General features: G+C 58.4%; 22 protein-coding genes and 7 pseudogenes. 9 read left to right on the top strand and 20 right to left on the bottom strand.

Annotation, left to right across the window (positions count from 1 at the left end; all coding sequences use genetic code 11):
- Nucleotides 1–15 precede the first annotated feature (15 nt).
- The 3 genes and pseudogenes from FFH21_RS06360 (at nucleotide 16) to FFH21_RS06370 (ending at nucleotide 3,502) form a co-directional block, all read left to right on the top strand.
- On the top strand, nucleotides 16–1,755 hold the full coding sequence (locus FFH21_RS06360; protein WP_011167965.1) for a dipeptidase: 1,740 nt from the start codon (nucleotides 16–18) through the stop codon (nucleotides 1,753–1,755).
- Between the two features lie 144 nt (nucleotides 1,756–1,899).
- Nucleotides 1,900–2,472 (top strand): hypothetical protein, encoded by a 573-nt coding sequence (locus tag FFH21_RS06365; RefSeq protein WP_004656102.1) that lies wholly within the window; start codon nucleotides 1,900–1,902, stop codon nucleotides 2,470–2,472.
- 17 nt (nucleotides 2,473–2,489) lie between these two features.
- Nucleotides 2,490–3,502, top strand: a pseudogene (locus FFH21_RS06370) (SMP-30/gluconolactonase/LRE family protein).
- Between the two features lie 68 nt (nucleotides 3,503–3,570).
- Here the strand turns inward: FFH21_RS06370 and FFH21_RS06375 are convergent.
- On the bottom strand, nucleotides 3,571–4,848 hold the full coding sequence (locus FFH21_RS06375) for a GGDEF domain-containing protein (protein WP_041924469.1): 1,278 nt from the start codon (nucleotides 4,846–4,848) through the stop codon (nucleotides 3,571–3,573).
- Between the two features lie 424 nt (nucleotides 4,849–5,272).
- Here FFH21_RS06375 and FFH21_RS06380 point away from each other — a divergent pair, with 424 nt between their 5' ends.
- Complete coding sequence (locus FFH21_RS06380; RefSeq protein WP_004656109.1) at nucleotides 5,273–5,554, top strand: hypothetical protein; 282 nt, start codon at nucleotides 5,273–5,275, stop codon at nucleotides 5,552–5,554.
- Between the two features lie 96 nt (nucleotides 5,555–5,650).
- On the opposite strand, the pseudogene FFH21_RS30315 reads toward FFH21_RS06380, so the two are convergent.
- Nucleotides 5,651–5,770 (bottom strand): annotated as a pseudogene (locus FFH21_RS30315) (hydrolase); the annotation flags it as partial.
- A complete protein-coding gene (locus FFH21_RS06385; RefSeq protein WP_004656114.1) occupies nucleotides 5,767–6,063 on the bottom strand; it encodes a hypothetical protein in 297 nt (98 codons plus the stop codon). The gene FFH21_RS06385 and the pseudogene FFH21_RS30315, both read right to left, overlap by 4 nt.
- 63 nt (nucleotides 6,064–6,126) lie before the next feature.
- Between FFH21_RS06385 and FFH21_RS30825 the strand changes: the two are divergent.
- Nucleotides 6,127–6,462: pseudogene (locus FFH21_RS30825) on the top strand (hypothetical protein); the annotation flags it as partial.
- Between the two features lie 43 nt (nucleotides 6,463–6,505).
- Here the strand turns inward: FFH21_RS30825 and FFH21_RS06395 are convergent.
- The 12 genes and pseudogenes from FFH21_RS06395 to FFH21_RS06455 form a co-directional block, all read right to left on the bottom strand.
- Nucleotides 6,506–7,192: a GntR family transcriptional regulator gene (locus FFH21_RS06395; protein ID WP_011167968.1), complete on the bottom strand. Its 687-nt coding sequence runs from the start codon at nucleotides 7,190–7,192 to the stop codon at nucleotides 6,506–6,508.
- Nucleotides 7,189–7,584, bottom strand: coding sequence for an oxalurate catabolism protein HpxZ (hpxZ, locus tag FFH21_RS06400; RefSeq protein ID WP_004656117.1), 396 nt, complete (start codon nucleotides 7,582–7,584; stop codon nucleotides 7,189–7,191). Before hpxZ ends, FFH21_RS06395 begins: the two co-directional genes overlap by 4 nt.
- On the bottom strand, nucleotides 7,584–8,261 hold the full coding sequence (locus tag FFH21_RS06405) for a cysteine hydrolase family protein (RefSeq protein ID WP_011167969.1): 678 nt from the start codon (nucleotides 8,259–8,261) through the stop codon (nucleotides 7,584–7,586). Before FFH21_RS06405 ends, hpxZ begins: the two co-directional genes overlap by 1 nt.
- A pseudogene (locus FFH21_RS30455) lies at nucleotides 8,258–9,786 on the bottom strand (ABC transporter ATP-binding protein). The gene FFH21_RS06405 and the pseudogene FFH21_RS30455 overlap by 4 nt, the downstream one beginning before the upstream one ends.
- Before the next feature lie 5 nt (nucleotides 9,787–9,791).
- A pseudogene (locus FFH21_RS06420) lies at nucleotides 9,792–10,475 on the bottom strand (cysteine hydrolase family protein); the annotation flags it as partial.
- 4 nt (nucleotides 10,476–10,479) lie between these two features.
- Nucleotides 10,480–11,496 (bottom strand): annotated as a pseudogene (locus FFH21_RS06425) (formamidase).
- 26 nt (nucleotides 11,497–11,522) lie between these two features.
- Entirely contained in the window at nucleotides 11,523–12,443 is a 921-nt protein-coding gene (locus tag FFH21_RS06430) for an ABC transporter permease (protein ID WP_004666108.1), read from the bottom strand.
- Complete coding sequence (locus FFH21_RS06435) at nucleotides 12,436–13,545, bottom strand: ABC transporter permease (protein ID WP_011167971.1); 1,110 nt, start codon at nucleotides 13,543–13,545, stop codon at nucleotides 12,436–12,438. The genes FFH21_RS06430 and FFH21_RS06435 overlap by 8 nt, the downstream gene beginning before the upstream one ends.
- A gap of 9 nt (nucleotides 13,546–13,554) precedes the next feature.
- Nucleotides 13,555–14,664: pseudogene (locus tag FFH21_RS06440) on the bottom strand (BMP family ABC transporter substrate-binding protein).
- 15 nt (nucleotides 14,665–14,679) lie between these two features.
- Nucleotides 14,680–16,485, bottom strand: a complete 1,806-nt coding sequence (gene atzF / locus FFH21_RS06445; protein WP_019741592.1) for an allophanate hydrolase — start codon at nucleotides 16,483–16,485, stop codon at nucleotides 14,680–14,682.
- Nucleotides 16,486–16,734: 249 nt separating this feature from the next.
- A complete protein-coding gene (locus tag FFH21_RS06450) occupies nucleotides 16,735–17,115 on the bottom strand; it encodes a glyoxalase superfamily protein (protein WP_005778215.1) in 381 nt (126 codons plus the stop codon).
- Between the two features lie 98 nt (nucleotides 17,116–17,213).
- Nucleotides 17,214–17,693, bottom strand: a complete 480-nt coding sequence (locus FFH21_RS06455; protein ID WP_011167973.1) for an Lrp/AsnC family transcriptional regulator — start codon at nucleotides 17,691–17,693, stop codon at nucleotides 17,214–17,216.
- Between the two features lie 163 nt (nucleotides 17,694–17,856).
- On the opposite strand from FFH21_RS06455, the gene FFH21_RS06460 reads away from it, so the two are divergent.
- Nucleotides 17,857–18,477, top strand: coding sequence for a LysE family translocator (locus FFH21_RS06460; RefSeq protein WP_011167974.1), 621 nt, complete (start codon nucleotides 17,857–17,859; stop codon nucleotides 18,475–18,477).
- Nucleotides 18,478–18,526: 49 nt separating this feature from the next.
- Here FFH21_RS06460 and FFH21_RS06465 read toward each other — a convergent pair whose 3' ends face one another.
- Nucleotides 18,527–19,948 (bottom strand): sugar porter family MFS transporter, encoded by a 1,422-nt coding sequence (locus tag FFH21_RS06465; RefSeq protein WP_002552378.1) that lies wholly within the window; start codon nucleotides 19,946–19,948, stop codon nucleotides 18,527–18,529.
- Nucleotides 19,949–20,257: 309 nt separating this feature from the next.
- Between FFH21_RS06465 and hmpA the strand changes: the two genes are divergently transcribed.
- The 3 genes from hmpA (at nucleotide 20,258) to FFH21_RS06480 (ending at nucleotide 22,705) form a co-directional block, all read left to right on the top strand.
- The gene (gene hmpA / locus FFH21_RS06470; protein WP_011167975.1) at nucleotides 20,258–21,445 is read left to right on the top strand and encodes an NO-inducible flavohemoprotein; all 1,188 of its coding nucleotides are present in this window, start codon (nucleotides 20,258–20,260) and stop codon (nucleotides 21,443–21,445) included.
- 88 nt (nucleotides 21,446–21,533) lie between these two features.
- Nucleotides 21,534–21,950, top strand: a complete 417-nt coding sequence (locus FFH21_RS06475; RefSeq protein ID WP_004656146.1) for an ester cyclase — start codon at nucleotides 21,534–21,536, stop codon at nucleotides 21,948–21,950.
- Between the two features lie 128 nt (nucleotides 21,951–22,078).
- Nucleotides 22,079–22,705, top strand: a complete 627-nt coding sequence (locus FFH21_RS06480; RefSeq protein ID WP_004666102.1) for a glutathione S-transferase family protein — start codon at nucleotides 22,079–22,081, stop codon at nucleotides 22,703–22,705.
- 216 nt (nucleotides 22,706–22,921) lie between these two features.
- Here the strand turns inward: FFH21_RS06480 and FFH21_RS06485 are convergent, their stop codons facing one another.
- The 4 genes from FFH21_RS06485 to FFH21_RS06500 form a co-directional block, all read right to left on the bottom strand.
- On the bottom strand, nucleotides 22,922–23,083 hold the full coding sequence (locus FFH21_RS06485) for a DUF2986 domain-containing protein (protein ID WP_004656149.1): 162 nt from the start codon (nucleotides 23,081–23,083) through the stop codon (nucleotides 22,922–22,924).
- Between the two features lie 66 nt (nucleotides 23,084–23,149).
- Nucleotides 23,150–24,895 carry an OPT family oligopeptide transporter gene (locus FFH21_RS06490; protein WP_011167977.1) on the bottom strand — a complete coding sequence of 582 codons (1,746 nt, stop codon included), beginning with the start codon at nucleotides 24,893–24,895 and terminating at the stop codon, nucleotides 23,150–23,152.
- 204 nt (nucleotides 24,896–25,099) lie between these two features.
- The gene (locus FFH21_RS06495) at nucleotides 25,100–25,585 is read right to left on the bottom strand and encodes an ATP-binding protein (RefSeq protein ID WP_004656155.1); all 486 of its coding nucleotides are present in this window, start codon (nucleotides 25,583–25,585) and stop codon (nucleotides 25,100–25,102) included.
- 74 nt (nucleotides 25,586–25,659) lie between these two features.
- Nucleotides 25,660–25,947, bottom strand: a complete 288-nt coding sequence (locus FFH21_RS06500) for a YceK/YidQ family lipoprotein (RefSeq protein ID WP_003314115.1) — start codon at nucleotides 25,945–25,947, stop codon at nucleotides 25,660–25,662.
- Between the last annotated feature and the right edge of the window lie 20 nt (nucleotides 25,948–25,967).

The following is a 25,967-nucleotide window of genomic DNA, read 5'->3' on the forward strand; positions in this document are numbered from 1 at the left end:
GGAATGCCCTGAACAATGAACCTTTCACTCAAGCAACTGGCCGCAACCGCGCTGATAATGGCCAGCCTTTCGTCCTTCACCTGCGTGGCGAATGCCAACGTCACTGCCCAACAGAGCACGATCATTCTCAAGACTTTCAATGAGAAATCGGTCACGGATTTCAGGCAGTTTCTGAAAAGTCTGTCCAACACTGATGGTGTCAAAGCTGCTGATTTTGGCTCGGCCATCAACGCCTTTCTCGACAACAAAACACTTTCCGACGCGCAACGGAACGACATTCATCGCCTGCTCGGTCTGTATACCCGGTTGAAGTATGGCAATGCGGCAACCGACACATTGCGTGAGCTGGTCGCCATTCCAACCGCCCGTGTTGACGGCGTTGCCCAGCATGAAAACCCGGAGTTCATCAAGATCGCCAACGCGATCAAAGGCCTTGCCGAACGCTTCGATCTGAAGTTTCGCAACGTCGATAACCGTGTTTATGAAGTCTCGCTCGACGGGGTGGGCGATGAAGTCGTGGGCATTCACGTCCATGCCGATGTTGTACCGGTCACGCCGGAAAACTGGGTGTTGCCGGACGGCACGCGGCTCGATCCGTTCAAGGTTACATTGATTGGTGATCGCCTGTATGGGCGTGGCACCGAAGACGATAAGAATGGCATTGTCGTGGCGCTCTATGCCATGAAGGTCATCAAGGAAGAAAAGCTGCCGCTGGCCAGAAACTTCAAGTTGCTGATCGATACAACTGAAGAGACCACGGGTGACGCAATCCCCTACTATTTTGAACGCAACCCGACGCCTGGTTACAACCTGGCGCTGGATGGCAGCTACCCGGTTGTCATCGCGGAAAAAGGTTATGGGACGGTCATGGCCAGTTTCGCGCGACGCAACGCTGACGGCGAGGGTGCTGAAATCGTTTCGATGACCGGAGGTGCGGCCACCAACCAGATTCCATCGAAATCGGTCGCTACTCTGTTAACCGACAAGCCTGCGCAACTGGCTGCCAGCCTGCAACAGGCCGGTGCGGATTACGTGAAAAGCAATGGCGGCAATTTCGCGGTCGATGCCAGCGTCGACGGCAATGACGTCAAGCTGACAGTGACGGGTGTTTCCGCGCACTCATCGGCGCCCCAGTCTGGAGTCAACCCGGTTGCGAGGATGCTTGACTTCATCAACAGCCTTCAAGGCAAGGTCGCGCTCAGACATAATCAGATTACTGACGCTGCTCGCTATGCAGCCGACAACTGGGGCCTTGATTATCTGGGCAACAAGTTGGGCGTTGGTTTCTCCGACGAGTTCATGGGGCCGCTGACCGCTTCTCTTACCTATGTCGCGATGGATGAAACAGCGTTCAAACTTGCGGTCAACTTGCGCGTGCCCAAGGGCAGGTCTCCGGAAGAGCTCAAATCCGAAATCTCCGAAAAACTTGCAGCGTGGAGCGTGAAAACCGGCATCAAGCCTGCGTTCGACTATTCCATTGCCAAGCCGATGTACCGCAATCCAGAGGGCGAATGGGTCAGGGCGCTGCTTGCGGTTGCCAGCGAAAATCTGGGTATGGAACATGCGTTCGGCACCTCGGCTGGCGCGACGTCGGTACATGAACTGCCCAATGGCGTGCAGTTCGGTCTGGCGAGGCCCGAAGTCAAATATACCGGCCACACGGACAACGAGTTCAAGACGACCGGACAGTTTCTGCTGGACCTGCAGATCGTTACCGAAATGATGGCGCGCATCGGTCAGTTACCGAAACTCTGATTTAACGTCCGGGCCTGTCAGGGCAGGTCCGGTTTCGATGAGTGATTGTTTGATCGCGCGTTATTACGCGACTGGCCTAGTGATTGGTAGTGGCACAGCGACGTTGTCTTCCCACCCAGTGTTCTCGCGAACAAGGATTTACCCATGAAAACGCTCTTTGCATTTGCACTGACCTTTGCTGCCGTTTGTGCGGCAAGCAGTAGCGTCAATGCGGCGGTACTGTCTGCACCCGCAAACTCTCAAGAAAGCACCACCAGCAACGGCAAGCTTCAGCCCCCCGTCAAGTACGCCACTGTCTGGGCTGACGAGACAGGGGCCACCCATGTCGAGCATTGCCGTATCGAGGGGCTGGAATTCAAAAGTTACGCGCCACCTGCCGAGCCTCAGTGGATCGGAGTATCGCCCGACGAAGTAGAAAGTATTGCCTACGCGGTACTGCCGCCGGGTTACGTCGGCAGTTGGCACCATGCGCCAGGCCCTCAGTGGGTGATCACCTTACAGGGTCAGTGGTCGGTGGAAACCACCGATGGCACGGTATTGGTTCAGGGCCCCGGGGAAATGCAGTTCAATGCCGACAGCAGCTCCAAAGCAAGGCCTGGCGACAACAGGGTCGGGCATTTGACTCGTACCGTGGGTGATCAGCCCAACGTTCAGCTCATCGTGAAACTCAAGCCGGATGCTGCTGCCAAACGTTCTTCTGGCCGGTGTGCCTACTGATCAATGGGGCGAAATGCATGAATCGAGTCTTCCGTTATCCAGGCAGGAAAACAACTTCGCTAGTGTTGGGGGGCGCGCTTCTCGCTTCAGGCGCAGTGATGGCTTCAGACGCGTCGCCAGTCACGGTGGTTGCCAGTAATCCGCGGTTTGCTGCACTCATCCAGCCCGGCGCGCAGGCACAAGTGCTTACCGCCGATGCGCAGTGGGCGGAAGGCCCTTTGTGTTTGACCGACGGTCGGTTGATCTGGAGTGATGTGAAGGCGAACAAGGTCATGAGCTGGAAAGAGCATGACGGCGTCACTGTATGGCTCGACCCCGCCCATTATCAGAACGGCATGCTCTGGATGCCGAAGGCCGAGTCATCGCCGCATCCCATGGCGAAAGCGCAATAGTGCGACAGGAGGCGGATGGTCAATGGCGCACAGTGGTCGACAGGTACGAGGGCAGGCGTTTGAACAGCCCGAATGACGTCGTGGTCGATAAGCGCGGTGGTATCTGGTTCAGTGATCCAACCTTCGGCGTGTTGAACAAGGCTGAAAGTTATGGCGGCAAACCGGAGCAGGGCGGCGAGTATGTATACCGCTACGATCCGGAACAAAACCATTTGGTAAGGTTGAATACCCCGGGACTTCATTCGCCGAACGGTCTTGCGTTTTCACCCGATCAAAGCTTGCTGTATGTCGCCGACTCGCAACTGGCGCATGATTTCAAGAATCCGAAACTGGCACACAGCATCCGGGTGTATCAGGTGCGCGACGGGGCGCTGAGTAACGGCAAGGTGTTTGCCGAGATTGCCCCCGGCATCCCTGACGGACTCAAGGTCGACGCGCAGGGCAACGTCTGGAGCAGCAGCAAAGAGGGCATTCAGGTGTTCTCTGCCAGCGGTGAGTTGCTGGGGAAAATAAAGGTGACGGCGAAAGACACCGGCAATCTTGCATTCTGTTCTACCGGTTCACAGCACTGGATTTACATCACCGCTGCCAACAAGGTGCTGAGAATACCCGCTCTTGTTGGTGGTAGTCGGTCGTAAAGCCTCCGTCACGGTGAGATACCAATAGCGCCGTGCGGTATTCCTGAAGACTCCGCTCGTAGCCAACCTCAATAAATCGTGTCGTCTGCCTGTGCGATATCGACACGGTTGCGGCCCCGGCGCTTGGCCTGATAAAGCGCTTTGTCTGCACGCTGAATCAGGCTTGCCGCTGTTTCTCCCGGGCTGAGTTGCGCAACTCCCAGAGAAATAGTCACTGAGCCTGTATTCGGTATCAACAGATCCTCAACGCCCTTGCGAATGCGATCGGCCAATTCAGCGGCATGATCCAGTGAGCTATCGGGCACGAGTATCAGAAACTCTTCTCCTCCCCATCGAGCCGCGACATCCTGCAGGCGGATCCGTTGTTTAAGGATGACTGCAACGCTGGTCAATACCCTGTCGCCAGCAGGGTGGCCGTATCGGTCATTGACCGATTTGAAATGATCGATGTCGCCGATGATAAGACTGAACGGCTTGCCCGATATTCGCGCGGTATCGATGAGCCGCTCAAGGGTGTGTTCCGCCGCCCTTCGGTTGTTCAGCCCGGTCAGCGGGTCGCTGTGAGCAATCTCCAGCAACTTCTGTTCACGGCCCAGCCGCGTGGTTACATCCTGGCTGATGCTGACGTAATGCGTGATGGTTCCTTCCAGGTTACACAGCGGGGAAATGCTGTGTTCTGCGTAGAACAGAGAGCCATCCTTGCGCTTGTTGATAAAGGTAGTACGAAAGGGCGTACCACTGGCCAGCGCTTCATTGAATTGCGCATAAAACATCTCATCATGTTTACCCGAGCTAAGCACTCGCGGGTTTTCGCCGATTATTTCCGACGCGCTGTAACCGGTGATGTGCTGAAAGGCCTCATTGGCAAAAACGATAGTGGCGTTGCAATCGGTAATCATGATCGGATCAAGCGCGGCGTTCAGCGCCTGAGCCAGCAAATGCTGTTCGCGCTCCGCCCGAATGCGCGGGCTGATGTTTTGCTGCACCGATACAAAGTTGCAAACCGCACCCGCATCGTCGCGTACCGGGGAAATTTTCCACTCGACGACATAGGGGCTTCCGTCCGCGCGGTAATTGACTGTCGACCCTTCGAAAAAGAGGCTTTCGCTCAAACACTGACGCATACGCTCGATCACCTGACGATCGGTGTCGGGTCCTTGCAGGATCCGTGGCGAAAGGCCGATCAATGCCTCTGCTGCGTAGCCGGTCATCGCGCAGAATGCCGGGTTGACATACACAATGAACGGGCCGCCATTGGTCAGATTGGCATCGGTGATCAAAACGGCATTGAATGACTGCTCGACAACTGCTTCAAGCAAGGCCAGGCGCTGGCTGGATGAGGTCATCTGATGTCCTGTCGAGTGATCCGTTGAATTGATCGCGGCTCTGATCAGATGATGGGTGACGCGATGCCGGGCGGGTAGTAAGTGCAGTGAGTTGGACCGCAAGCGCCAGGCCTTGTTGCACAGGCACTATACCCACATGACTAAAATGATTTACTGCGCGCGTGACGACGATATCCAGTGCGCTGCCGGGCGTTTGCGACCGTGGGGCTGATAGGTACGCTGTTGTTGTGGCATTGGCTGGTGTGAAACGGGGTTGTCCGCATCGGTAAAATGGCTGCTTGTACGAAAGGAATTGGCGCAGAGAGTTCTCTCGTTTGCGCCACATCTGCTAAACAAGGTTTAATCTGTCTCGTGTCGAAAAGCATTTTTTCGGGCTACTATGAAGTCGTTCACGCTCACCTAAGCAGAAGGACCAGGAGGATTCATGCCTAAAGCCGTCAACAAAGCATTGTCTGAAGAGGCCACTCAAAAGCTTGAAGCTCAGATCCCGGCTCAGGCTTCTCTTGCGACACGGATGGCTTACGAAAAAGCCAAGGCAGCTGGTCGTACCGTTGTGCTTTCCAAGGGCGGATTTATCGTTGCCGAACGAGCAGACGGTACCGAGCAAATTGTTTGTGCTTCCAAACCCCGTCGCAGCGTGAAGGCTGGAGTTTGCTTCAAGATCGGCTCTGGGGCGTGTGACCGAATGGTGCAGCTCGGCAATTGATGCACTTGACCGGCTTGTCACTCACAGCTGACAGACACTGCAGACCGCAACAGACCTCATGGCTTCCTCCAGAGCTTCCGACATTCACGTCCTGATGACACCAAGCGACGAGGCCCAGCCCCACACTGTGGGCTCGCTGGTTTTCAGATAATCAACGACCTGTCGATGGTAAGGCAGTGGCGTCAGGCAGGTGATATCCAGCGCAATGTTGTTCATGTTTTACGCCCGGACAGTTCTAGATGGCCGTCGCAACTCAACAGCGCCTGTAATCTTTCCTGGCCGACGTCGACCGGAACTATCCACCAGTGGGTACGATTGTCGTAACGGGTGCCGTCAGGAATGGTCACGGCTTTACCGGCTTTTGGTGGATGTTTGTCAAAATACGCGTTGATGGATTCAGCAAAAAAATTCGCATCTTTGTCAGGGCAGTGCATTTCGTCGCCATCACCACTTTGCGCCAGCCATGCAACCGAGAGGATCAACAGCACCAACAGTACGGCTCGTGTCATTGTGGGCTTCCATTTCCGGAAAGTGCCGAGGATAGCGTTAATAGCTGAACAACGACGAGCACGCTGTTTTCCTCTGAAAGGCGTTTTGTCCAACTCACGTATCGCATTTTCCCGAATCTGCCGTCCGGTTTTTCTGAAGCTCTGTGGGTAACATCACTATCGGCAAGCGCGGCTCATGTGGACTAGGCATATTGACCGGGAAAACCATCGACGTTCCGAACGTGGCAAACGACCCGCGCTTTTCGCAAGAATGGAAAGCGCTCTTCGCCCGACGCGTATAGCAGGTCGCAGGAATCCAACGCGCTTATTCTGGGCGAGCTTGAGCTCCGTATTCGAAAGCTGTTTCTGACAATTGGCGGTATCGCCAATCTGATCTTGAAACGATCTCCCGACGCCCGTTCACCAGATAACTCGGCAGAAGCAGCTGATAATCTTCAATGCTTCATGCTTCATGCCGCCGTCGCGCATCACTGAGCATCGATATCGTCAGCTTGCGCACTTCGAGTTTGCTGATTTCCACATGAGAGCGCAGTAGCAGCAGCGCTTCGTCCCGTTTGCGTGCCTGCAATGCATTGAGGATCGCGGCGTGCTCCAGGTAGGTATGTTCGATACGGGCGCTTTTGAAGAAGTCCAGCCTGCGCACGATGCGAATGCGCTCGGTCACTTGCTGATGAACACGAGCCATTTCCAGATTGCCCGAGGCGGCCACCAGTTGGGTGTGAAACTGTTCGTCGAGGTCTGCGACGACTTGCATGTCGATCTGCCACTGGCTGCGATCAATCAGCCAGTGCTGACGCAGCACATTAAGTTCCGGATGCACCTCGTGGGATGCACAGATACGCTCGACCGCAGCACATTCAAGTACGATGCGCAGATCGTACAACTGGTCGATCTGGTCGAAATCCAGCGGCTTGACTGACCAGCCCCGACGAAACTCGACGTCCAGATATCCCTCACGCTGTAGCCGGTACAACGCGTCACGCACCGGCGTGCGTGAGACCTGATAACGATCAGCCAGCTGGGTTTCAGTGAAGCGGTCGTAGGGCAGTAGATAGAAGTCGAAGATCTCCTGCTTGAGCCGACGATAGACGTCTTCTGCCAGCGCGTTGGTGGTGTTGGGGGAATTCAAGGGCGTGGCTCCAGGCTGCTCAGGTCAATGCTGACATGTGCCGCAACGACTTTCCAGCCGCCGTCCAGGCGTGCCCAGGTTTGCATCTGCCGTCCCAGACGCTCAGTAACGCCATCGTGAAACTCGGTGCTGACGGTGGCGAAGTCTTCACCGAAGGTGCTCACCACGGTGCGCAATAATGTGCGACCGGGCCCGACTGGCTGACAGTGGCGTCGATAGCGCGCGATGGCTTCGGCACCGTGCAGGTTTTCCGCGACGCCATAGCGAACGGTCTGTTCGGAGTTCCAGAAATACCCATCCAGCGTGGTCAGCTCGTTGGCCAGCAGGGCGCGCTCGTAATCAGTGAAAGCGTGGGTCACTTCGGCGACGATGTGCGCAAGATTGATGTCCATCAGTGTGTACTCCTTGTTTGCAGGGCCTGTTGCAGATCGGCCAGCGACGCTGCACGCCCGACAATCGCGTTTTGTGCGGTGATCATGTCCAGAGTGGCTTGTTTGAAGGTTGGGAAATAGCTTTCGGTCGCATCCTCGATCAGCAGGCAGCGATAACCCCGATCACTGGCTTCGCGCATGCTGGTCTGCACGCAGACTTCGGTGGTAACGCCTGCGAAGATCAAATGCGTGATGCCAGCATCGGTCAGCCGCTGATGCAGGTCGGTGGCGAAGAACATGCCCTTGCCGGGTTTGTCGATGACCCACTCGCAGGCGAGCGGCGTCAGGCTGTCGATAATCTGATTGCCGGGTTCGCCGCGAATCAGGATGCGGCCCATCGGGCCAGAGTCGCCGATGCGCAGGCCTGGTGAGCCGTGGGCCAGCTTGGCGTGCGGGCAGTTGGCAAGGTCCGCGCTGTGCGATTCACGAGTGTGTATCACCGTGATGCTCTGATCACGGGCCAGCGCCAGCAGTTGTTGCACCGATGGCACGATGGCCTGCAACGGTACGACATCGTTGCCCAGCGCGGCACCAAAGCCGCCGGGTTCGAGGAAATCGCGCTGCATGTCGATGATCACCACAGCGGCACAGGAGGGGGCGAACGTGAAACAGTCCGGACGCGCATTGACGCTGATCATGCCGGTTCTCCGGCAAGCTGTTCGGCACCGGCCATGTGTCGACCCAGCTCGGTTCGATCAGCGGCCGCTGCGCTGGTTTCAAAAACCAGTTCGCCGTCATGAATGACCACGATGCGGTCTGCCAGGCTCAGCAGCTCGTCGAGGTCTTCACTGAGCAGCAGGACCGCTGTGCCGCTGTTACGTGCGTCAATCAGGCGCTGGTGGATAAGCGCGACGCTGGCAAAGTCCAGGCCGAATACCGGATTGGCGACGATCAGCACCGCGACGTCGCGGGTCAGTTCACGCGACAGTACAGCGCGCTGCACATTGCCTCCCGACAAGGTGCCGATGGGGCGGTTCGGATCGTTGGGCGAGACTTTGAACTGTTCGATCAGGGTGCGTGCCTGTGCGCCTATTGCATGACGATCAAGACGCCAGCCCTGACGGCACAGCGGCGTTGCGCAGGGCCAGCCAGATTGTCGGCCACGCTGAAGCTGCCGATACAGGCGTTGCGCAAGGGCTCCTCGGGCAGGCTGAACACGCGCAGGCGCTGCATTTGTTCACGCTGCGCATGGTAGGGCTGGCCATCGACCGATATCTGTCCGGCACTGAATGGTCGCTGGCCGAGCAGGGCTTCGGTGAGTTCGCGCTGGCCGTTACCGGAAATACCCGCAACCCCGACGATCTCTCCCGGATGCACCGCCAGAGAAAGGTTTTTCACCGCCAGCGTGCCTTTGTCACCGGGTACACCCAGCCCCTCTACTTGCAACTGAGGCGTGCGGGTTGCCATTACCGGCCGATCGTTGCTCACGCTGCGCACTTGCGCTTCGCCCATCATCCAGGCGGCCATCTGCTGCGTGGTGGTATCGGCCACTGTCGCTGTACCTACCCAGCGGCCCTTGCGCAGCACGGTGACGTCATCGGCATAGGTGCTGACTTCGCGAAACTTGTGGGTGATCATCAGCACGGTGAGTTCACCGCGATGCGCCATCGCCTGCATCAGCCCCAGCACTTCATCGGCCTCTTGCGGTGTTAGTACCGAGGTCGGTTCATCGAGAATGATCAGCCGATGCTGCAGATACAACTGCTTGAGGATTTCCAGTTTCTGTTTTTCACCGGCGGCCAGGCTGCTGACCGGCCGATGGATATCCAGACGAAAAGGCATCTTTGCCATGAAGGCTTCGAGACGCTTGTGCTCGCGGGTCCAGTTGATACGCCACGGCAGATCACCACGTGAGAGCACCAGGTTTTCAGCCACGCTCAGGCCCGGCGCGACGGTGAAGTGCTGATACACCATGCCGATATGCAACTGATGAGAATCGCGCGGGGTGCTGATCGCATGCTCGCGGTTGTTGACCAGAATACTGCCCGATTGCAGCGGGCTGTAGCCGATGATGCCTTTGACCAGCGTGCTTTTGCCGGCGCCGTTCTCGCCGAGCAGGGCGTGGACGGTGCCGGCGCGGACCTTGAACGACACCTCGTCGAGTGCGCGAAACGTACCGAAATGCTTGCTGGCACCAATCGTCTCAAGGCTTGGGGCGTGCATGTCCATGCTCCAAACAGGTCGCGAAACATCGAGGAATGTCCCACTGCGCCGAACACACCGCCCTGCATTTTGACCATGCTCAGGGCCGCCGCATGGTTGGCGGGATCGGTCGCGCCGCAGCAGTCTTCGAGCAGCACGCACTCGAAGCCGCGGTCATTGGCTTCGCGCATGGTGGTGTGCACGCAGACATCGGTGGTAATGCCGGTCAGGATCAGGTTGTTGATGCCGCGTGTGCGCAGGATCAGTTCCAGATCGGTGGCGCAGAAGGAGCCTTTGCCGGGTTTGTCGATAATGATTTCGCCAGGCAATGGTGCCAGTTCTTCGATGATTTCCCAGCCCGGTTCGCCACGCACCAGAATCTTGCCGCACGGGCCAGGGTCGCCAATGCCGGCACCGATGCGTTGCGAGCGCCAGCGTTTGTTGGCTGGCAAGTCACTGAGGTCCGGGCGGTGGCCTTCTCGGGTATGAATAATGGTGAAGCCGAGCGGCCGCATCACCGCCAACAGTGCTTTGATCGGCTCGATGGGCGCACGGGTCAGCGAAAGGTCGTAACCCATGCTGTCGACGTAGCCACCGACGCCACAGAAGTCGGTCTGCATGTCGATGACGATCAGCGCGGTGTTGTGCGCATGCAATTGCCCGTTCCAGGGCCAAGGGTAGGGCGCCGATGCAATATGACGTTCACTCATGGCATTACTCCTCCCAACTGCTGGGGGTAGGTTTGAAGTCGCGCTCGGGGGCCGCAAACCCGCACGAGCTGCCATCGGTATGCACGACATCGTTTTCCCAGGGCAGACGGTATTGGCCTGCGGTCAGATCATGCATGTAGGTGTAAGGACAGTCGCGCGCGCCACCCTTGACCGCCACATAGCCGCGATGGCCGAATTGATAGATGTTGTTCTGCACGCCCCAGTGCACACGGGCCTCACGGACCAGATCGGGGCGTAGTTTGCAGCAGACGATTTCGTCGGCCCGACCACCGCCTTCAGCCATGATCGTGCCGTCGAAATCGACGAACATGGCCTCGCCCATGGAGTCGAACGTGCCGTCGGAGCCACACATACAGACGCTTGCGGTCTGCATCAGGTTGGTGAAGGCGTTGCTCTGGTTGGTGATCTTCCACGAGTGACGGATCGGTGCGGTGTAACCCGCGGTGCGCAGCATGATGTCGGCACCCTTGTAGGCGCACTCGCGGGCCATTTCCGGAAACATGCCGTCGTGACAGATGATCAGCGCCAGCTTGCTGCCACGCGGCCCGTCGCAGACCGGAATGCCCAGATCGCCAGGTTCCCAGGGCTCGACCGGCACCCACGGATGGAGCTTGCGGTAATACAGGCGAATCTCGCCGAGATCGTCGACGATCAGGCCGCTGTTGAATGGATTGCCGTGTGGGTTGGCCTCCATGATCGAGAAACAGCCCCATATGTGCTGCTCCCGGCACGCCTCGCGCAGCGCCAGGACTTCCGGCCCGTCGAGGCTGAACATGATCTCTGGCGCGGTGCTCATCGACAGGCCGTGAAGCGAGTACTCGGGAAACACGATCAGGTCCATGCCCGGATTGCTGCGTCGCGCCTTGGCCACCATGCTGACCACTTTCTGTGTTTGTGCCTACAACGCCTCACGGGTGTGCGGATCAGGCAGCGCCAGTTGCGCCAGGCCGATCACCACACCATTGGGCGACTTGTTCAAACCACCAAGACCACTGGCCATGTGCATGCCTCCTCGAAAAGATCAGTTCATCGCGTCAGACTGAGTTCGCCAGGTGCGCCGTTCAGGGTGCGACCACGGCGGCAAGTGGCATACATCACCACCAGCGTCAGCGCATAAGGTGCTGCGGCAAACAGGTAGTAGCCGGTGCTGATACCGACCGCTTGCAGGGCCGGGCCGATGGCTCCGGCAGCGCCGAACAGCAACGACGCCCACAGGCACGCCAGTGGACGCCAGCGGGCAAAGATCACCAGCGCGACGGCCATCAATCCTTGCCCGCTGGACAGCCCTTCATTCCAGCTGCCGGGGTAGTAAAGCGACAGGTAAGCGCCGCCTATTCCGGCCAATCCGCCGCCGACCGCTGTCGCCAGAATGCGCACCTTGAGCGGTCGATAGCCCAGCGCCTGAGCGGTTTCGGCGTGGTCGCCGACCAGGCGCAGCATCAGCCCCCAGCGTGTGGTGCGCAGCCCCCAGTGCAGTACGAATGCCAGCGCTGCGCCGACGAAGAACAGCACATTGATATTCAGCGCCGAACGCACCCGTTCTTCGTCGCTCCAGGCACCCAGCGCCAATGAAGGCAGCATGGGCGCTTGCGGCTGGATAAACGCCTTGCCTAGAAAAAACGCCAGCCCGGTGCCGAGCAGAATCAGCGCGATGCTGAACGCGATGTCGTTGACCCGAGGTAATGAGCACGCCAGGCCGTGCAGCAGCCCCAATAAAATGCCGACCCCGGCGGCAGCGCCAACGCCCAGCCACGCCGAGCCGCTCAGGCACGCCACGGCGTATCCGGACATCGCGCCGGCAACCAGAATGCCTTCCAGCCCCAGATTGATCCGGCCACTTTTCTCGGTCAGGCATTCGCCCAGGCTGACGAACAAAAAAGGTGTGCCGACGCGGATAGCTCCGGCCAGCAGGGCGAGGAGAAAGGTAGTCAGGTCGATATCAGCCATGTTGCAGTGCTCCCTTGTCGAGTGACGCGGGCGACGCCGTCAGCCTGATCTTCCAGGCGGCGATACGCCCACCCAGGGCTTCCCAGAGCAGCAGATTGGTGAACAGCAGACCTTCAAGAATCAGCGTGGTGGCGTCTGGCAGGCCAAGCCGTCGTTGCAGCAGCCCACCACTGGCTTCCAGACCACCCAGCAAAATGGCACAAACGATAATGGCCAGCGGATGATGGCGTGCGGCAAAGGCGACCAGGATGCCGCTGGTGCCGTAGCCGGCAATCAGCGCGGCGTTGGCGCTGCCCTGCACAGCAGTGACCTCGAACATTCCGGCCAGACCCGCTGCCGCGCCGCCCAGCAGGCAACTGAGCAGGATCAAGCGGTCTACCGGAAGACCGATCATCAACGCCGTGCGTACGTTGCCGCCGACCACGGCGAGGGCAAAACCCTTGATGCTGTGGCGCACCAGCACATACGCCAGCAGACACGCGACCACGCCCGCCACCAGTCCCCAATGCACCTCGAAACCGTCGCTGATCGTGCCGAGCATATAGGCATCGTCCAGCGGTGGAGTCGAAGGCTTGTTCAGGCTTGCCGGATCGCGTAACGGCCCTTCTACCAACTGCCGGAACAGCGCCAGAGCGATGTAGGAAAGCAGCAGGCTGCTGATCGTTTCGTTGACTCCGCGACGCTGGCGCATCCAGCCACTCAGACCGATCCACAGCGCGCCGACGCTCATCGCCGCCAGGGCCATGCAGACGAGCATCACCCCAGGTGACAAAGGGCCGAGCCACAAGGGTGTCACTGGCGCTGCCAGACCGCCCAGTACCAGCGCGCCTTCGCCGCCAATAATGATCAGCCCGGCCCGGGCGGGCAGAGCCACACAGAGCGCGGTCAACATCAATGGCGCTGCACGCTGCAAGGTATTTTCCAGGGCGAACCATGAACCAAACGCGCCTTCGCCGACCAGTTGCAGGGCTTGCCAGGCAGGCTTGCCCTGAACCGCCAGAAACAGCCCGAACAGCATGCACGAGGAAAACACCGCCAACACCGTAGGCAGCCCCGGCAACAGCGCGCTGGCGAGGCGACGCAGCCTAATGGATAGGCTCATGAACATTCCTCAGAGCTGGTCAAGTACACCTTCGACCAGGTAATTCATGCTCTCCAGGGCGATGTCGGTCTGGCCTTGTGACACACCATCGGCAATCACCACTGCGCCTTTGTTGTCCTTGAGTGGGCCTTTGAAGATCACGAACTGCCCGGCCATCATTTGCGCCTTGATGGCATCCGCTTGCTGTTTGGCGTCGGCAGTCACCGAGGGCCCATAGGCGGACGTTTTGACGAAGCCTTCCTTGAGCCCGCCACGCAGGAAGTTGATCATCGGCGCGCCGCTCTGGGCTGCCGCGACATGGGCGCGATAAGGCGTTTCCCAATTCCATTCGGCACCGGTCAGGTAACCTTTTGGTGCCAGCGCGGCCTGGCTGGCGTGGTAGCCACAGGTCATCACACCGCGCTTTTCAGCCGTCTCGACGATCACCTTGGGGCCGTCGACATGGCAGGTCAGCACGTCACAGCCCTGGTCGATCAGCCCGTTGGCGGCTTCTGCTTCCTTGACCGGCAACGACCAGTCACCGGTAAAAATCACCGTGGTCACGATGCTCGGGTCTACCGAGCGTGCGCCCATGGCAAAGGCATTCAGGTTGCGCAGTACCTGAGGCACAGGCTTGGCGGCGACGAAACCGAGTTTTTTGCTCTTGCTCATGTGCCCGGCAATCACGCCGTTCAGGTATTGCGCTTCGTCGATGTAACCGAAAAAGCTGCCCGCGTTGATCGGGTCCTTACCTTTCTGCCAGAGGCCGCCGCAATGCGCGAAACGCACGTCCGGGTACTTTTTCGCGACCTTGACCACATGCGGCTCAAAGTAGCCGAATGAGGTCGGGAAAATCAGTGTCGCACCGTCCTAACGGATCATGGCTTCCATGGTCTTCTGCACGGCCACGGTTTCCGGGACATTTTCCTCTTCGATCACTTTGACGTTGGGCAGCGTCTTGATGATGGCCGCTGCTTGGGCGCGGGCCTGGTTGTAGCCAAAGTCGTCGCGAGCGCCGACGTAGATGAAACCCACCACCAGCGGCGCGTCGGCTGAGTAGGCACGACCAAACGGCAGTGCTGCGCTCAGGCCGATAATGCCTGCCAACTTGATGAAACTGCGACGATCAACGTTCGACATGCGTGCTACCCCTGATCAATGAGCTATGGAAGATGTGTGCGCGGCGCGGTAGGCGCGCCAGCCTTTGAAATCAGTGATGTCCAGCGCGCCCTCAAGGCCGACTGGCTCACAGATGAAACCCTTGACCCACTGGCCGTCGGCCAATTGCAGAGAACCGATGCCCAATGGCGCGGGAATCGCGGCGACGAAGGCCCCGAACAGGTTCAGCGGCATTTCCCAGACCTCGACTTCGATGCGCTCGCCCTGGTCAGGCACACGCACCAGGCCCGGCTTCGGTGGCGAAGTCCCGGCCAGTGCATACAACCGGTAATCTGCGCTGGTGGTTGTGGTACGCAGCAGACGGGCACTGCCTTCGAGCAATTGCCAGTTGAGCGGCTGGCCGACGAGGTGCGCGCCGACAACCGCGACCTGCACGACAGGGCTGTTGCGGGGCAGGGGTGCCATCGCGACGGCTTCGCTCTGGTCTGCCTTGCCGAAGAGTGGCTGCCAGGCTGCGGCTATTTCTGCCAGGCGTTGGTCGGCACCAGCGGGGCCGATCAGCGTGATGCCCGCAGGCAGTCCGTCCGCGCGGCGATCTGCCGGGATGGCGATGGCGCACATGTTCATCAGGTTGACGAAGTTGGTGTAATAGCCAAGCTGTGAATTGAACTCGACCGGATTGGCGAGCACTGCATCAATGGTCGGCATGCAGGGCGCCGTCGGGACCACCAGCACATCGACCCCGGCCAGCAGTTGCTGGGCTGTTCGCGTCAGTTCCGCCAGTCGATAGCGGGCATTGAATGTGTCCACGGCATCAAACGAAGCGGCGCTCTGCAGGATGCCGCGCACCACTTGATGAATATCGTCAGCATGGGTGGTAAAGAATCTGCCTACCGCTGCCCGCCGCTCGGCCACCCATGGGCCTTGGTACAGCAGGGCCGCGGTCTCGGCGAAGACATCGAAGTCGATGGGTTCGACAGTTACCAGCGGGTCGCTTTGCAGGGCTTCCAGGGTTTTGATGTAAGCCGTTTGCGCCTGAGCATCACCGAAGAACTCGCAGTGCCTTGGCACCGCGACACGCCGGGCCCTGCGCTCCACCGCCAATGCCTGCACGGCCACACTGGCCGGGTCGAGCGGATCGTAAGCCGCGATGACCTGCGCCACTTGCCAGGCTTGTAGTACATCCCCGGCAAATATCGACGGGCAGTCCAGCGTGCGGCAGGCAGGCACCACGCCTCGGCTGCTGAACAGGCCAAGGCTGGGCTTGAGCCCCACGATACCGTTGAAACCGGCGGGCACTCTGCCTGATCCTGCCGTGTCCGTGCCCAGTGCAAAACTCACGTAGCCACGCGCGACGGCCACCGCCGAGCCGGAGCTTGAACCGCCGCTGACGTAGGCCGGGTCGTGGGCATTGCGCACGGCCCCATAGGGCGAGCGGACACCCACCAGACCGGTGGCGAATTGATCGAGATTGGTCTTGCCCATCAGTATCGCGCCACTGTCGAGCAGTAGCTGGACGACGTGAGCATTTTCCTCGGGCGTGTAGGCGAAAGCCGGGCACGCAGCCGTGGTCGTCATTCCGGCCACGTCAAAATTGTCCTTGACCGCAAACGGCACGCCGAACAGCGGCAGTTGCTCATACACCGAATCGCCCGCTTCTGCGGCAATGCTTTCCAGTGTCTTCGCCCTTTCAAGAAGCTGCGTCACGGGCACGCGATGAATCCAGACTTCCGCCCGGTCATCCGCATCAATGTGCGCCGTCAGGGTTTGCACAAGTGCCGTCAGGGTTGTTTGACCTGAACGTAACGCCGACTGAAGTTGGGAAATATCGAGTGCGGTCATAGTGGTGTTCATTCATGTATACAAGATGAGCTGGCACGTTTGCACGTTATGGGCCAAGGTTGACCGAAGGCGGATTGGCAGGGGATTAAAGGCTGTTAGCGAAGTTTTTCGACGCAGTCATGCGTCATCTTTGCGCTTGAACGCGGCAATGTGCACAACGATGGATCACGGCATATCCATTGTGCAGGCAGTGGTGGCGTCAGCCGGACAACCGGTTTATCGGTCTCCGCTGACGTTAATGCGTTTGCCTCAACTCTGGCAGAACCTGATGCGGTTGCCGAACGGATCGCAGACTTCAAGTACCTGGCCCCAGCCCTGCTGAACAATGCCGGGTCGTGCATAACCGTACTGCTTGCCAAGCAGCTCATCGCGCAATTGCTCGATGTTTTGAGTAGGAATAAACACCGCAGCCCCCGGACAGGCGTCGCCGTGATGTTCAGAAAGGTGCAAATGCAGCCCGTTGCGGCTGATCCCCAGATACAACGGCAGATCGGCCTCGAAACGATGCTCGAATTCGACGCTGAAACCGAGAAAGTCGAGGTAGAACTCACGCGCTTTGCGTTCGTCGAACATCCGCAGGATCGGGATGGCACTGTCGAAAGTCACAGTGGCTTGTTCGGTCGTGGACATGACTATTCCTTTATTGAAAACGATCGATTGTTTGATGTTTGCAGGCGATGCATGTTTGCTGACCCGAACTTGCCATCCAGGGCCTAAGCCTGATGCGGTCAGGCCGAAGGTTTGACCGGAAATGAGACGAAAGGCTTTATCTCCTTCAAGACGAACATGCTCTGCATCTCTTTAATCCCGGGGAGCCTTCTGACCACCGTCATGGCGAAGTCAGCAAACGAATCCAGGTCGCGTGCCACCACCTGAAGCAGAAAGTCGGCATCTCCGCCGATGCTGTAGCACGCCACGACGTTCTCCAGTTGCATGACCACCTGCTCGAATTTTCTTGCCTCGGCTTCACTGTGAGAGTCGATGCTGACCCGAATGAACACCATGACACCCAGCCCGATCTTGCGACGGTCCAGCACCGCTCTGTAACCCAGCACATAGCGATGCTCTTCAAGTTGTTTGACCCGTCGCCAGCAGGGCGAGGCAGACATGCCGATCTGATCGGCCAGGGTCTGATTGGTGATCCGGCCGTCCTGTTGCAGGGCCGTGAGGATCCTCATATCAATCGAGCTTAACGTCGGCGAGGTCATAAATACCGTTACTCCGCCTGGATGGGGAAACTTATACCGGTTTCAGCCGCGCAGCCAGTAAGAACAGGTGATTTTTTCCGGCTTCAAGCGCGTAGTATTTTTGAACATGGAGCTTGAGCAGGCTCTGTATTCAAGCTGGCTGTTACATTTCAAGGAGTGCTACATGCTGGATCTGACTCAGGTTCTTACGTACTCGGCAGCGCTGGGCATTGCCGCAGCCATTCCCGGCCCTGGCATGGCTGCGCTGGTTGCGCGCAGTGTCAGTGGCGGTGCGCTGTCAGGCTTCTGCCTGCTGGCCGGTCTCATCCTGGGGGATCTGACCTATCTGTCATTTGTGGTATTCGGCCTTGCAATGATTGCCGAACACTTCAATGCGTTGTTTCAGGTCGTGCGTTGGGGAGCCGCGATTTATCTGTGCTACCTGGCCTGGCAGTTCTGGTTCGCAGACCATCAAGCCATAGAAATCGGAAAATCAGCAAAGAAAACAGAGTTGCTGTCTGCGGCCGCTTCAGGATTGACCATCACCTTGGGCAACCCCAAGACCATTGCCTTTTATCTGGCGCTTTTACCGTTGGTCATCAATCTCGAAACGGTTTCTTTGCAGACGTGGGGGCTGGTTCTGGTGCCGTTGACCGTGCTGGTGTTGCTTGGCGTCGGTGCAGTATTCATATTTGCCGCATTGCGCATTCGACATTTATTGTCGAGCGAGCGCGCCCAGAGAAAACTGTTTCGCGGTGCGGCGGCAATCATGGTAGCGGCGGCAGCTTCGATGCTGGTGCGCTGATCTGCCTGGAGGGTAGATGAGGCCGTTGATGGCCTCATCCGGTCAGCCGTTACAGCTCCTTCTTCAAATGCTTCTCGATCTGCTCAAGCGATTTGCCTTTGGTTTCCGGAAGGCACAGGAAGACAAATATCAACGAGCCGACGTTGATGGCCGCAAAGATGAAGAACGTCGGGTTGCCGATGGTATCGACTGCAATCGGGAAGGTGAATGCCACCGATGCGTTGAACAGCCATTGCATCGATACCGCTGTGCCGGTCAGCAATCCGCGCACCTGCATCGGGAACAATTCCGACATCAGCAGCCAGTATACCGGCGAGATGCACATCTGCATGAACAGCAGGAACACCAGAATGCAGGCGAGGGCGGTGTAGCTCTGGGTCAGGTTCTGCGGCATGAATTGCAACACGCAACCCAGCGCTGCCTGCATCAGGATGACCATCACCAGCCCGGTCATCAACAAGTGCCGACGGCCATAACGTCCAATCGCCCAAATGCCGAGCAGGGTCGCGATAACCGATACCACGCCGTTGCCGATGGTGGCGGTCAGAGCGGCGTTGGTGCCCATGCCGGTATTCTTGAGAATGATCGGGGTGTAGTACATAAAGGCGTTAACGCCTGTGAGCTGCGCGGTAAAGCCCAGGCCGATGCCGATCAGCAACAACTTGATCACCCAGCCCTGACGCAGCAACTCCCTGGCTTTCGGGCGATGACGAGCCTCCTCGTCCTGCGCTTTCATCTCGTCCACTTCGCGCTGCGCATCCTGCTTGTTGGTGCGCAGTTGCTCCAGCACATCCTGCGCTTCATCGAAGCGGCCTTTGGACGCCAGCCAGCGCGGCGACGGCGGTACGAAGAATGTACCGACCAGCAGCAACACTCCCGGGACCATGGCGATGGCCAGCATGTAGCGCCAGATGCCAGGTGTGTGCAGCAGAGCGGCCATGACCGCGCTTAGAACGTAGGCGAGCAACTGGCCGCTGACGATCATCAGTTCGTTACGGCTCACCAGTCGCGCACGACGCGACGGCCCGGCGATTTCGGCAATGAACACTGGCACCGTAGCCGAGCCGCCACCCACCGCGATACCCAGCAGGAAGCGCGCAGCGACCATGAACGGAATGGAAGGCGCGATGGCCGTGCCCAGTGCGCCAGCAATGAACAGCACCGACAACAGGCGCAATGTCAGACGGCGTCCGAAACGGTCGGAGATGTAGCCGCTGGCAAGCGAGCCAAACGCAGCGCCGACGATCAGTGAGGCGGTGATCATTCCTTCGCTGTAGGCATCCAGGCCCAGCCCGCCCTGATCGGTGGGTAGCGTCATGAAAGGCAATGCACCGGCGATGATGCCGGTGTCATAGCCGAACGCCAGCGCACCCATAGTGGCCACGAGCACGGATATAAAAATGAGTCGATTCGGTGAAGCGCTTTGCCGACCTTGCGGATCGGCCGCTGCTGAGGTGCTACTTGAAGACATGAATCTGAAGTCCTTCGTTTGAAACCAGCGTCGCGCCAGTACGTAGATGTCAGGCTTAGGGCGATGTGTTGCGCGCTAGTTCCCTACAAACCCGGTCGGGATTGAATTCTTGAATGCGTTCTGCGTGCGAGGATGGCTGAAACGATTAACTTGATCTGGTCATAATGACCAAAATTTTCTTGATATTGGTCAATAAGACTAGGTCTTTTTGACTTGAAAATCTGCTATTCATTGATTCCAAAGCAGTTTTTATCTGGCACGCGCGTTGCTCTGACTCCAGTAACGAAACTGCTCACTCTGGAATTGATTATGCTCAGCACTGCCCATCGCGACATCATTAAAGCCACCGTACCGATCCTTGAAACAGGCGGGGAGGCACTGACCACTCATTTCTATCGCATCATGCTCAATGACTATCCTCAGGTTCGTCCGCTGTTCAATCAGGCCAACCAGGCAAATGGCGCACAGCCACGGGCGCTGGCCAATGCGGTGTTGATGTACGCGCGCAATGTTGATCGCCTCGAAAACCTCGGGTCGCTGGCGGCGCAGATCGTCAACAAACATGTCGCGCTACAGATACTGCCGGAGCATTATCCGATTGTCGGTGCCTGCCTGCTGCGCGCCATTCGCGAGGTGCTGGGCGCGGAGATCGCAACGGATGCAGTGATCGATGCATGGGCTGCGGCGTATCAGCAACTGGCTGACATGCTGATCAGTGCCGAGCGCGATGTGTATGAAAGCATCGCCGCAGCACCGGGTGGCTGGCGTGGCGGACGGCTGTTCAAGGTTGTTCGCAAGGTGCCGGAAAGCAGCGAGATCATGTCGTTCTACCTGCAGCCTGTTGATGGTAAACCGGTCATCGCGCACAAGCCCGGTCAGTACATCGGTATCCGGTTGAACACCGAAGGCGGAGAAATTCGTAGAAATTACTCGCTCTCTGCGCCTGCCAACGGTGTGAGCTATCGCATCAGCGTCAAGCGAGAGCAGGGCGGCGTTGCGTCCGGCTACCTGCACGATCAGGTCGCAGTGGACGACACCCTAGAATTGTTCCCGCCCTCTGGCGAGTTCGTGCTTATCGAAGGCAGCAAACCGCTGGTACTGATCAGCGGCGGTGTCGGCATCACCCCGACGCTGGCCATGGCGGAAGCGGCGTTGCAGGCAGGTGGCAGACACGTCGTGTTTATCCACTACGCGCGTAATGCCAGCGTGCAGGCGTTCCAGGCGGTCATTGATGATTGGCGCGAGCGATATGCGCAGTTTGCGGCGCACGTGGTTTACAGCGAAGCTAAGGCCGGTGATGTACCGGCAAATACCGTGACGGGGCTTGCTTCGACGGAGCATCTGCAGCAATGGTTGCCGGAGGACACGGATGTCGAGGCCTACTTTCTTGGTCCGAAGCCGTTCATGGTGTTCATGAAGCGCGCGCTGCACGAGCTGGGTGTTCCGGACCGGCAGAGCCATTATGAGTTTTTTGGTCCGGCCGAGGCGTTGGCCTGAGCGCATTCAGATGCGCAGAAGCGCATATCTTTTGAAGCATCCCCTTAAAAAGGCTGCTTCAAGTATTTTTTGAACAGGAGGGCGCACCATGAATCTGGCCGAGCAATATCGAGCTTACATCGCCTGTCTTAACGAACGCCGCTGGCAGGATCTCGGCGATTTCGTCGACGACGATGTGCAATACAACGGCGAGCGGATCAGCGTGGCCGGCTACCGGGCGATGCTGGAAAACGACGTCAGGATTATCCCTGACCTGCGTTTCAACATTGACTTGCTGGTGGTTGAGGCGTCACAGGTTGCTGCCCGCCTGATATTCGACTGCTCGCCGCAGGGGCGATTTCTGGGGCTGGATGCGCATGGTCAGCGTATTACCTTTTCTGAAAACGTGTTCTACACATTCAGCGACGGTAAGATTGTCAGCGTCTGGTCGGTCATTGATAAAGCCGCAGTGGAGCGAGAACTTCGTGGCGAGCCAGCGGCCGGCTCCAGTGACAGAGGCGCCTGAAATTTTCATCGGTGCCTAGCTCATCAGCGCAGTCTTTCCGGCACGCTCGTCGAAGTAACAGCATTTCAGGGCACTCCCCGGTGGCAGCGCAGTCTTTTCTAGACACTTTCACCCCCGCGGAGCCCGACATGATCACTGTCCACCACCTGAACAACTCACGTTCGCAGCGCATTTTGTGGCTGCTTGAAGAGCTCGACCTGCCCTACGAGATCAAGCGTTATCAGCGCGACCCGAAAAGCAATCTTGCGCCGCCTGAACTCAAGGCTGTGCACCCGCTGGGCAAATCACCGGTTATTGAAGATGGCCCTCATGTTGTCATCGAGTCAGGTGCCATTGTCGATTACCTGATCCGCCGTCATGGCGATGGCCGACTACAACCGGACCCTGCCAGCGCTACCTACGATGAGTACGTGCAATGGCTGCATTTCGCGGAAGGCTCGGCCATTCTCCCGCTGATGCTCAACCTGTACGTAGGACGTCTGGGTGACGCTGGCGCACCGCTGCATCCGCGAATCCAGTCAGAGCTGGCCAATTATCTGGGTTACCTGAACGACTCTCTGGGGTTGACGCCTTATCTGTTGGGAGAAGATCTGAGTGGCGCGGATATTCAGATGAGCTTCATTGGCGAGTTCGCCAAGGCTCAGGGAATGCTGCAGCCGTACCCGAATGTGACGGCGTGGGTTGAAAGACTGCAGAGCAGGCCTGCGTACCGCAAGGCTTTGGAGCAGGGCGGGGAATATTCTTTCGCCAAGTAACCGCCATGCCTGAGGCGCTTGCGCCGAGCATAGTCACGAGAAGTGTTCTCCCGGACACCTCTCGTTCCCATGCTCCAGCGTGGTAACGCAGTTCTCGACGCTCTGCGTCGCAAGAGGACGCAGAGCGTCCAGAAAGGCATGCGACGCAGAGCGCCGCACGATAGTTGCGGTTATCGTTCCGCACGCTCTGCGTCGCCAAGGCGCGTATGTTGCTGGTCAGCCTTCGGACAGGCTTACCGAATCCTGATCCGCTTCGGCCGCCAGCTTCAAGCGGTCGGCCTTGCTGATGTATTTGGCCTTGCTCTGCGGGGCCAGTTTTGCGCTGGCCTTTTTTGCGTGGGCTTTCAGTAGCTGCTGTATTTTTTTACGACGATTCATGCTCTTCAACTCGCTTGCAGATGCGTGGATGATACCAGCTGGAATATCTGCTCATACACGCGTCGATTACCCTACGTTTCCAACCATCTGCCACAGCGACGCCCCGACACCGGTGATGCTCTCTCCGGCAATCAGGCCTGCCGCTGCGGTAATGGCGAAGCGTTCTGTAAGGGACGGCCAGCAACAGTTCACCAGCCAGGTGAGCACCGCGCCAAGGGCCATCATCAGAGATACTGAGGCTGGCAGGACAAAAGCCAGGCCCAGGGCGGCGGCGCTCGGCATGTACCGGGTGCGATGGGCGGGTAACGTGCTGTCGAGGATGCCCAGCAACAACCCCGCCAGCCCGCCGATGAAAATTGCCCAGCGGATACTCGCTGACAATGAATCCAGGCCGTGGGTCAGCGTTTGCGCGACGGCTTTCCAGGTGGCCACCGCCGGGGCGGGCCATTCCTCGGTAAGCAGCATCGATTGCGGGTCCGGGATCAGCGCCATGTAAGCCAGGACGCCGACGATGCTGCCGACGAAAATCCCCAGTGTCTGGGCGATCAACTGTTTACGCGGCGTGGCACCAATCGCCCGGCCGACCTTGAAGTCGTTCATCAGGTCCGTGCATTGCCCGGCAGAACCTCCGGCCGTGTTGGCGCTCATCAGGTTGATCGGCACCTGCCCGGGCGCGACGATGCCGAAGCTCAGTTGGGATAACTGCCCGATTGCCCCAATGGGAGGAATGCCGGTGGCACCGACCACTCGAGCCGCCACGGCCGCCAGGCAGATTGCCAGGGGAATGGTCAGCAACGCCATCCACAGGTTAATGCCGAACAACAGCGCCTGCAGGCTAACGACCAATATGATCGCCAGTACGAAACCGGCGGCTGGCCCTGCCTTTGGCATTGACCACGTCGTCCCGCCACTGGCTCTGGTGGATTTGTGCAGTGCCCACAAACGAATCACCAATGAGGCCAGGGTCGAGCAGACCATCAGGCTTACACCCGGCCACAGCAACCATTCCACCAGTGCTGCGAACTGCGGGCCGCTGCTGTCGGCTGGTAATATCACCAGCCCCTGTTCCAGCAGCCACGGCCCCACGCCGCCCCAGGCCAGCAGAGCACCGAGCAGCAGGGTAATGCCGACGCGAATGCCGATAATTGCGCCAAACCCCACCAGCAGCAGCGAAGGGTCGGCGGTAAAGGTCAGACGCTCCAGGTGAGCGCTCGGCGACCAGCGCGGGAAGGCCCATATGAACGTGTCGACCCACTTGGCCAGCGCAGACAGCAACGCGGTGCTGAGCAGCACCTTCAAGCGTATTGCGGCTTCGCGCCCATGGTTGTAGATGTGTAGCAGGGTTTCCAGAGTGGCCATGCCTTCGGGAAACTTCAGCGACTTGTCGTTGAGCAGTGATGGGCGCAAGTACCAGGCAATCCAGATCCCCAGAAAACTTACCGAGAATACCCAGGCGATCATCGGGACGGCATCCAGTTGCTGACCGGTCAGCAAGGTATAAGCCGGAATCGGCGCGACCAGCCCACCGGAAATGATCGACGCAGCCGCCGATGCCACGGTCTGATTGATGTTGCTCTCATGTAGCGTCCACGGTAGGTGCGCGGACGAACGCTTTGACAGGCCTTGCCATATCGCATAACCGATCAACAAGGCGATGATCGACATATTGAACGACCAGCCAATCTTCAACCCGGCGTACACATTGGAAGGCGTCAGCAGGATACCAAGCACAACCCCGGTAATCACCGCGCGCAGACTGAGCTCACGCTCGACAGGGCTGGCAAGAGGGTTCGATGGTGAGGTCGAAAGCATGCGAATTCCTTTCGGCAATGAGACAAGGCAACCTATAAAGTGAGCGCCATATCGGCCGAAGGTTCATATGGCAGGCTTCGTTGTGGAGTGGCGTTAAGGCATCCGTTTGTCCCGATCTTTGCCGACCGGCTACGCAGGGTGCCTGTTGCGGGAGCATCAGAAATCAGACTCTTGGAAGGACGTCGCCACGCGCCCTCTGATGAATTACAGGCGGTGAACCAGAATATCCAGCCCCTCGTCAGTGTGTGGAGTCTGGAAGTAGCGCGTGATCAGCCTGAACTCCGCATCTGTAGCCGCAAAGTCATGCTCTGCTGTTTCGTTACGAGCATGCAGTCTGGCAAGGCAAATATCATCTTCCACATCGAGATAGTGCAGTCGATGCTTAACCTGAGCGTCTTCAGCCAGGCTGCGAAGCCACTGGCGGTCGGCAAGCGTATTGGCTGGGAAATCCAGAACCACGCACATGCCGGACTTCAGCATGTCGATGACCAAAGGGCCGATGATGTCGCGAATCCGATGGGCCAGACGCACGTAGTCCGCCACTGATTTGATCTCGTCAGGGTAGAGCCGAGAGAGCCATTGATCTTCACTCAGCAGAATCGCCGAATATTCAGCCGCGAGTGACTTCGCGAGCGTCGATTTACCGGATGCGATCTTGCCGCACAGGAGGTGAAGTTTCGTGGCTAGCATCAAGGCGTGTCCTTTTCCAGTCGTAAAATATGCATTCCTGAAGAGAGGGGAGTCCTTAACTCTGTAGGGCCCTCTCAACCAAGCACATTCAGCCCATCATTGAAATGGCACTCGCGATCATCACCGCCAAGGTTTTCCGGCAGGAAAGCGGTGAGGTCGTAGGGCAAAAACAGCGTATCCAGCGCCAGAGAGAACGGTACGTCTATCAGCCAGGGCCAGGTTGATGTCACGTCTTTGGTACCCCATGCCCAGCCGTGTCGTGTTCCGGGATAGACGCAACGTTCACCATCAAGGTGATACATCAGGCTCCAGCAGCCGCTCAGTGAGATGGCTGTAGCCAGTAACAGGCATTGCTTGAACATACATTCCCTTGTTTCCGAGT

The sequence above is a fragment of the Pseudomonas sp. KBS0707 genome (assembly GCF_005937945.2).
Lineage (GTDB): Bacteria > Pseudomonadota > Gammaproteobacteria > Pseudomonadales > Pseudomonadaceae > Aquipseudomonas > Aquipseudomonas amygdali.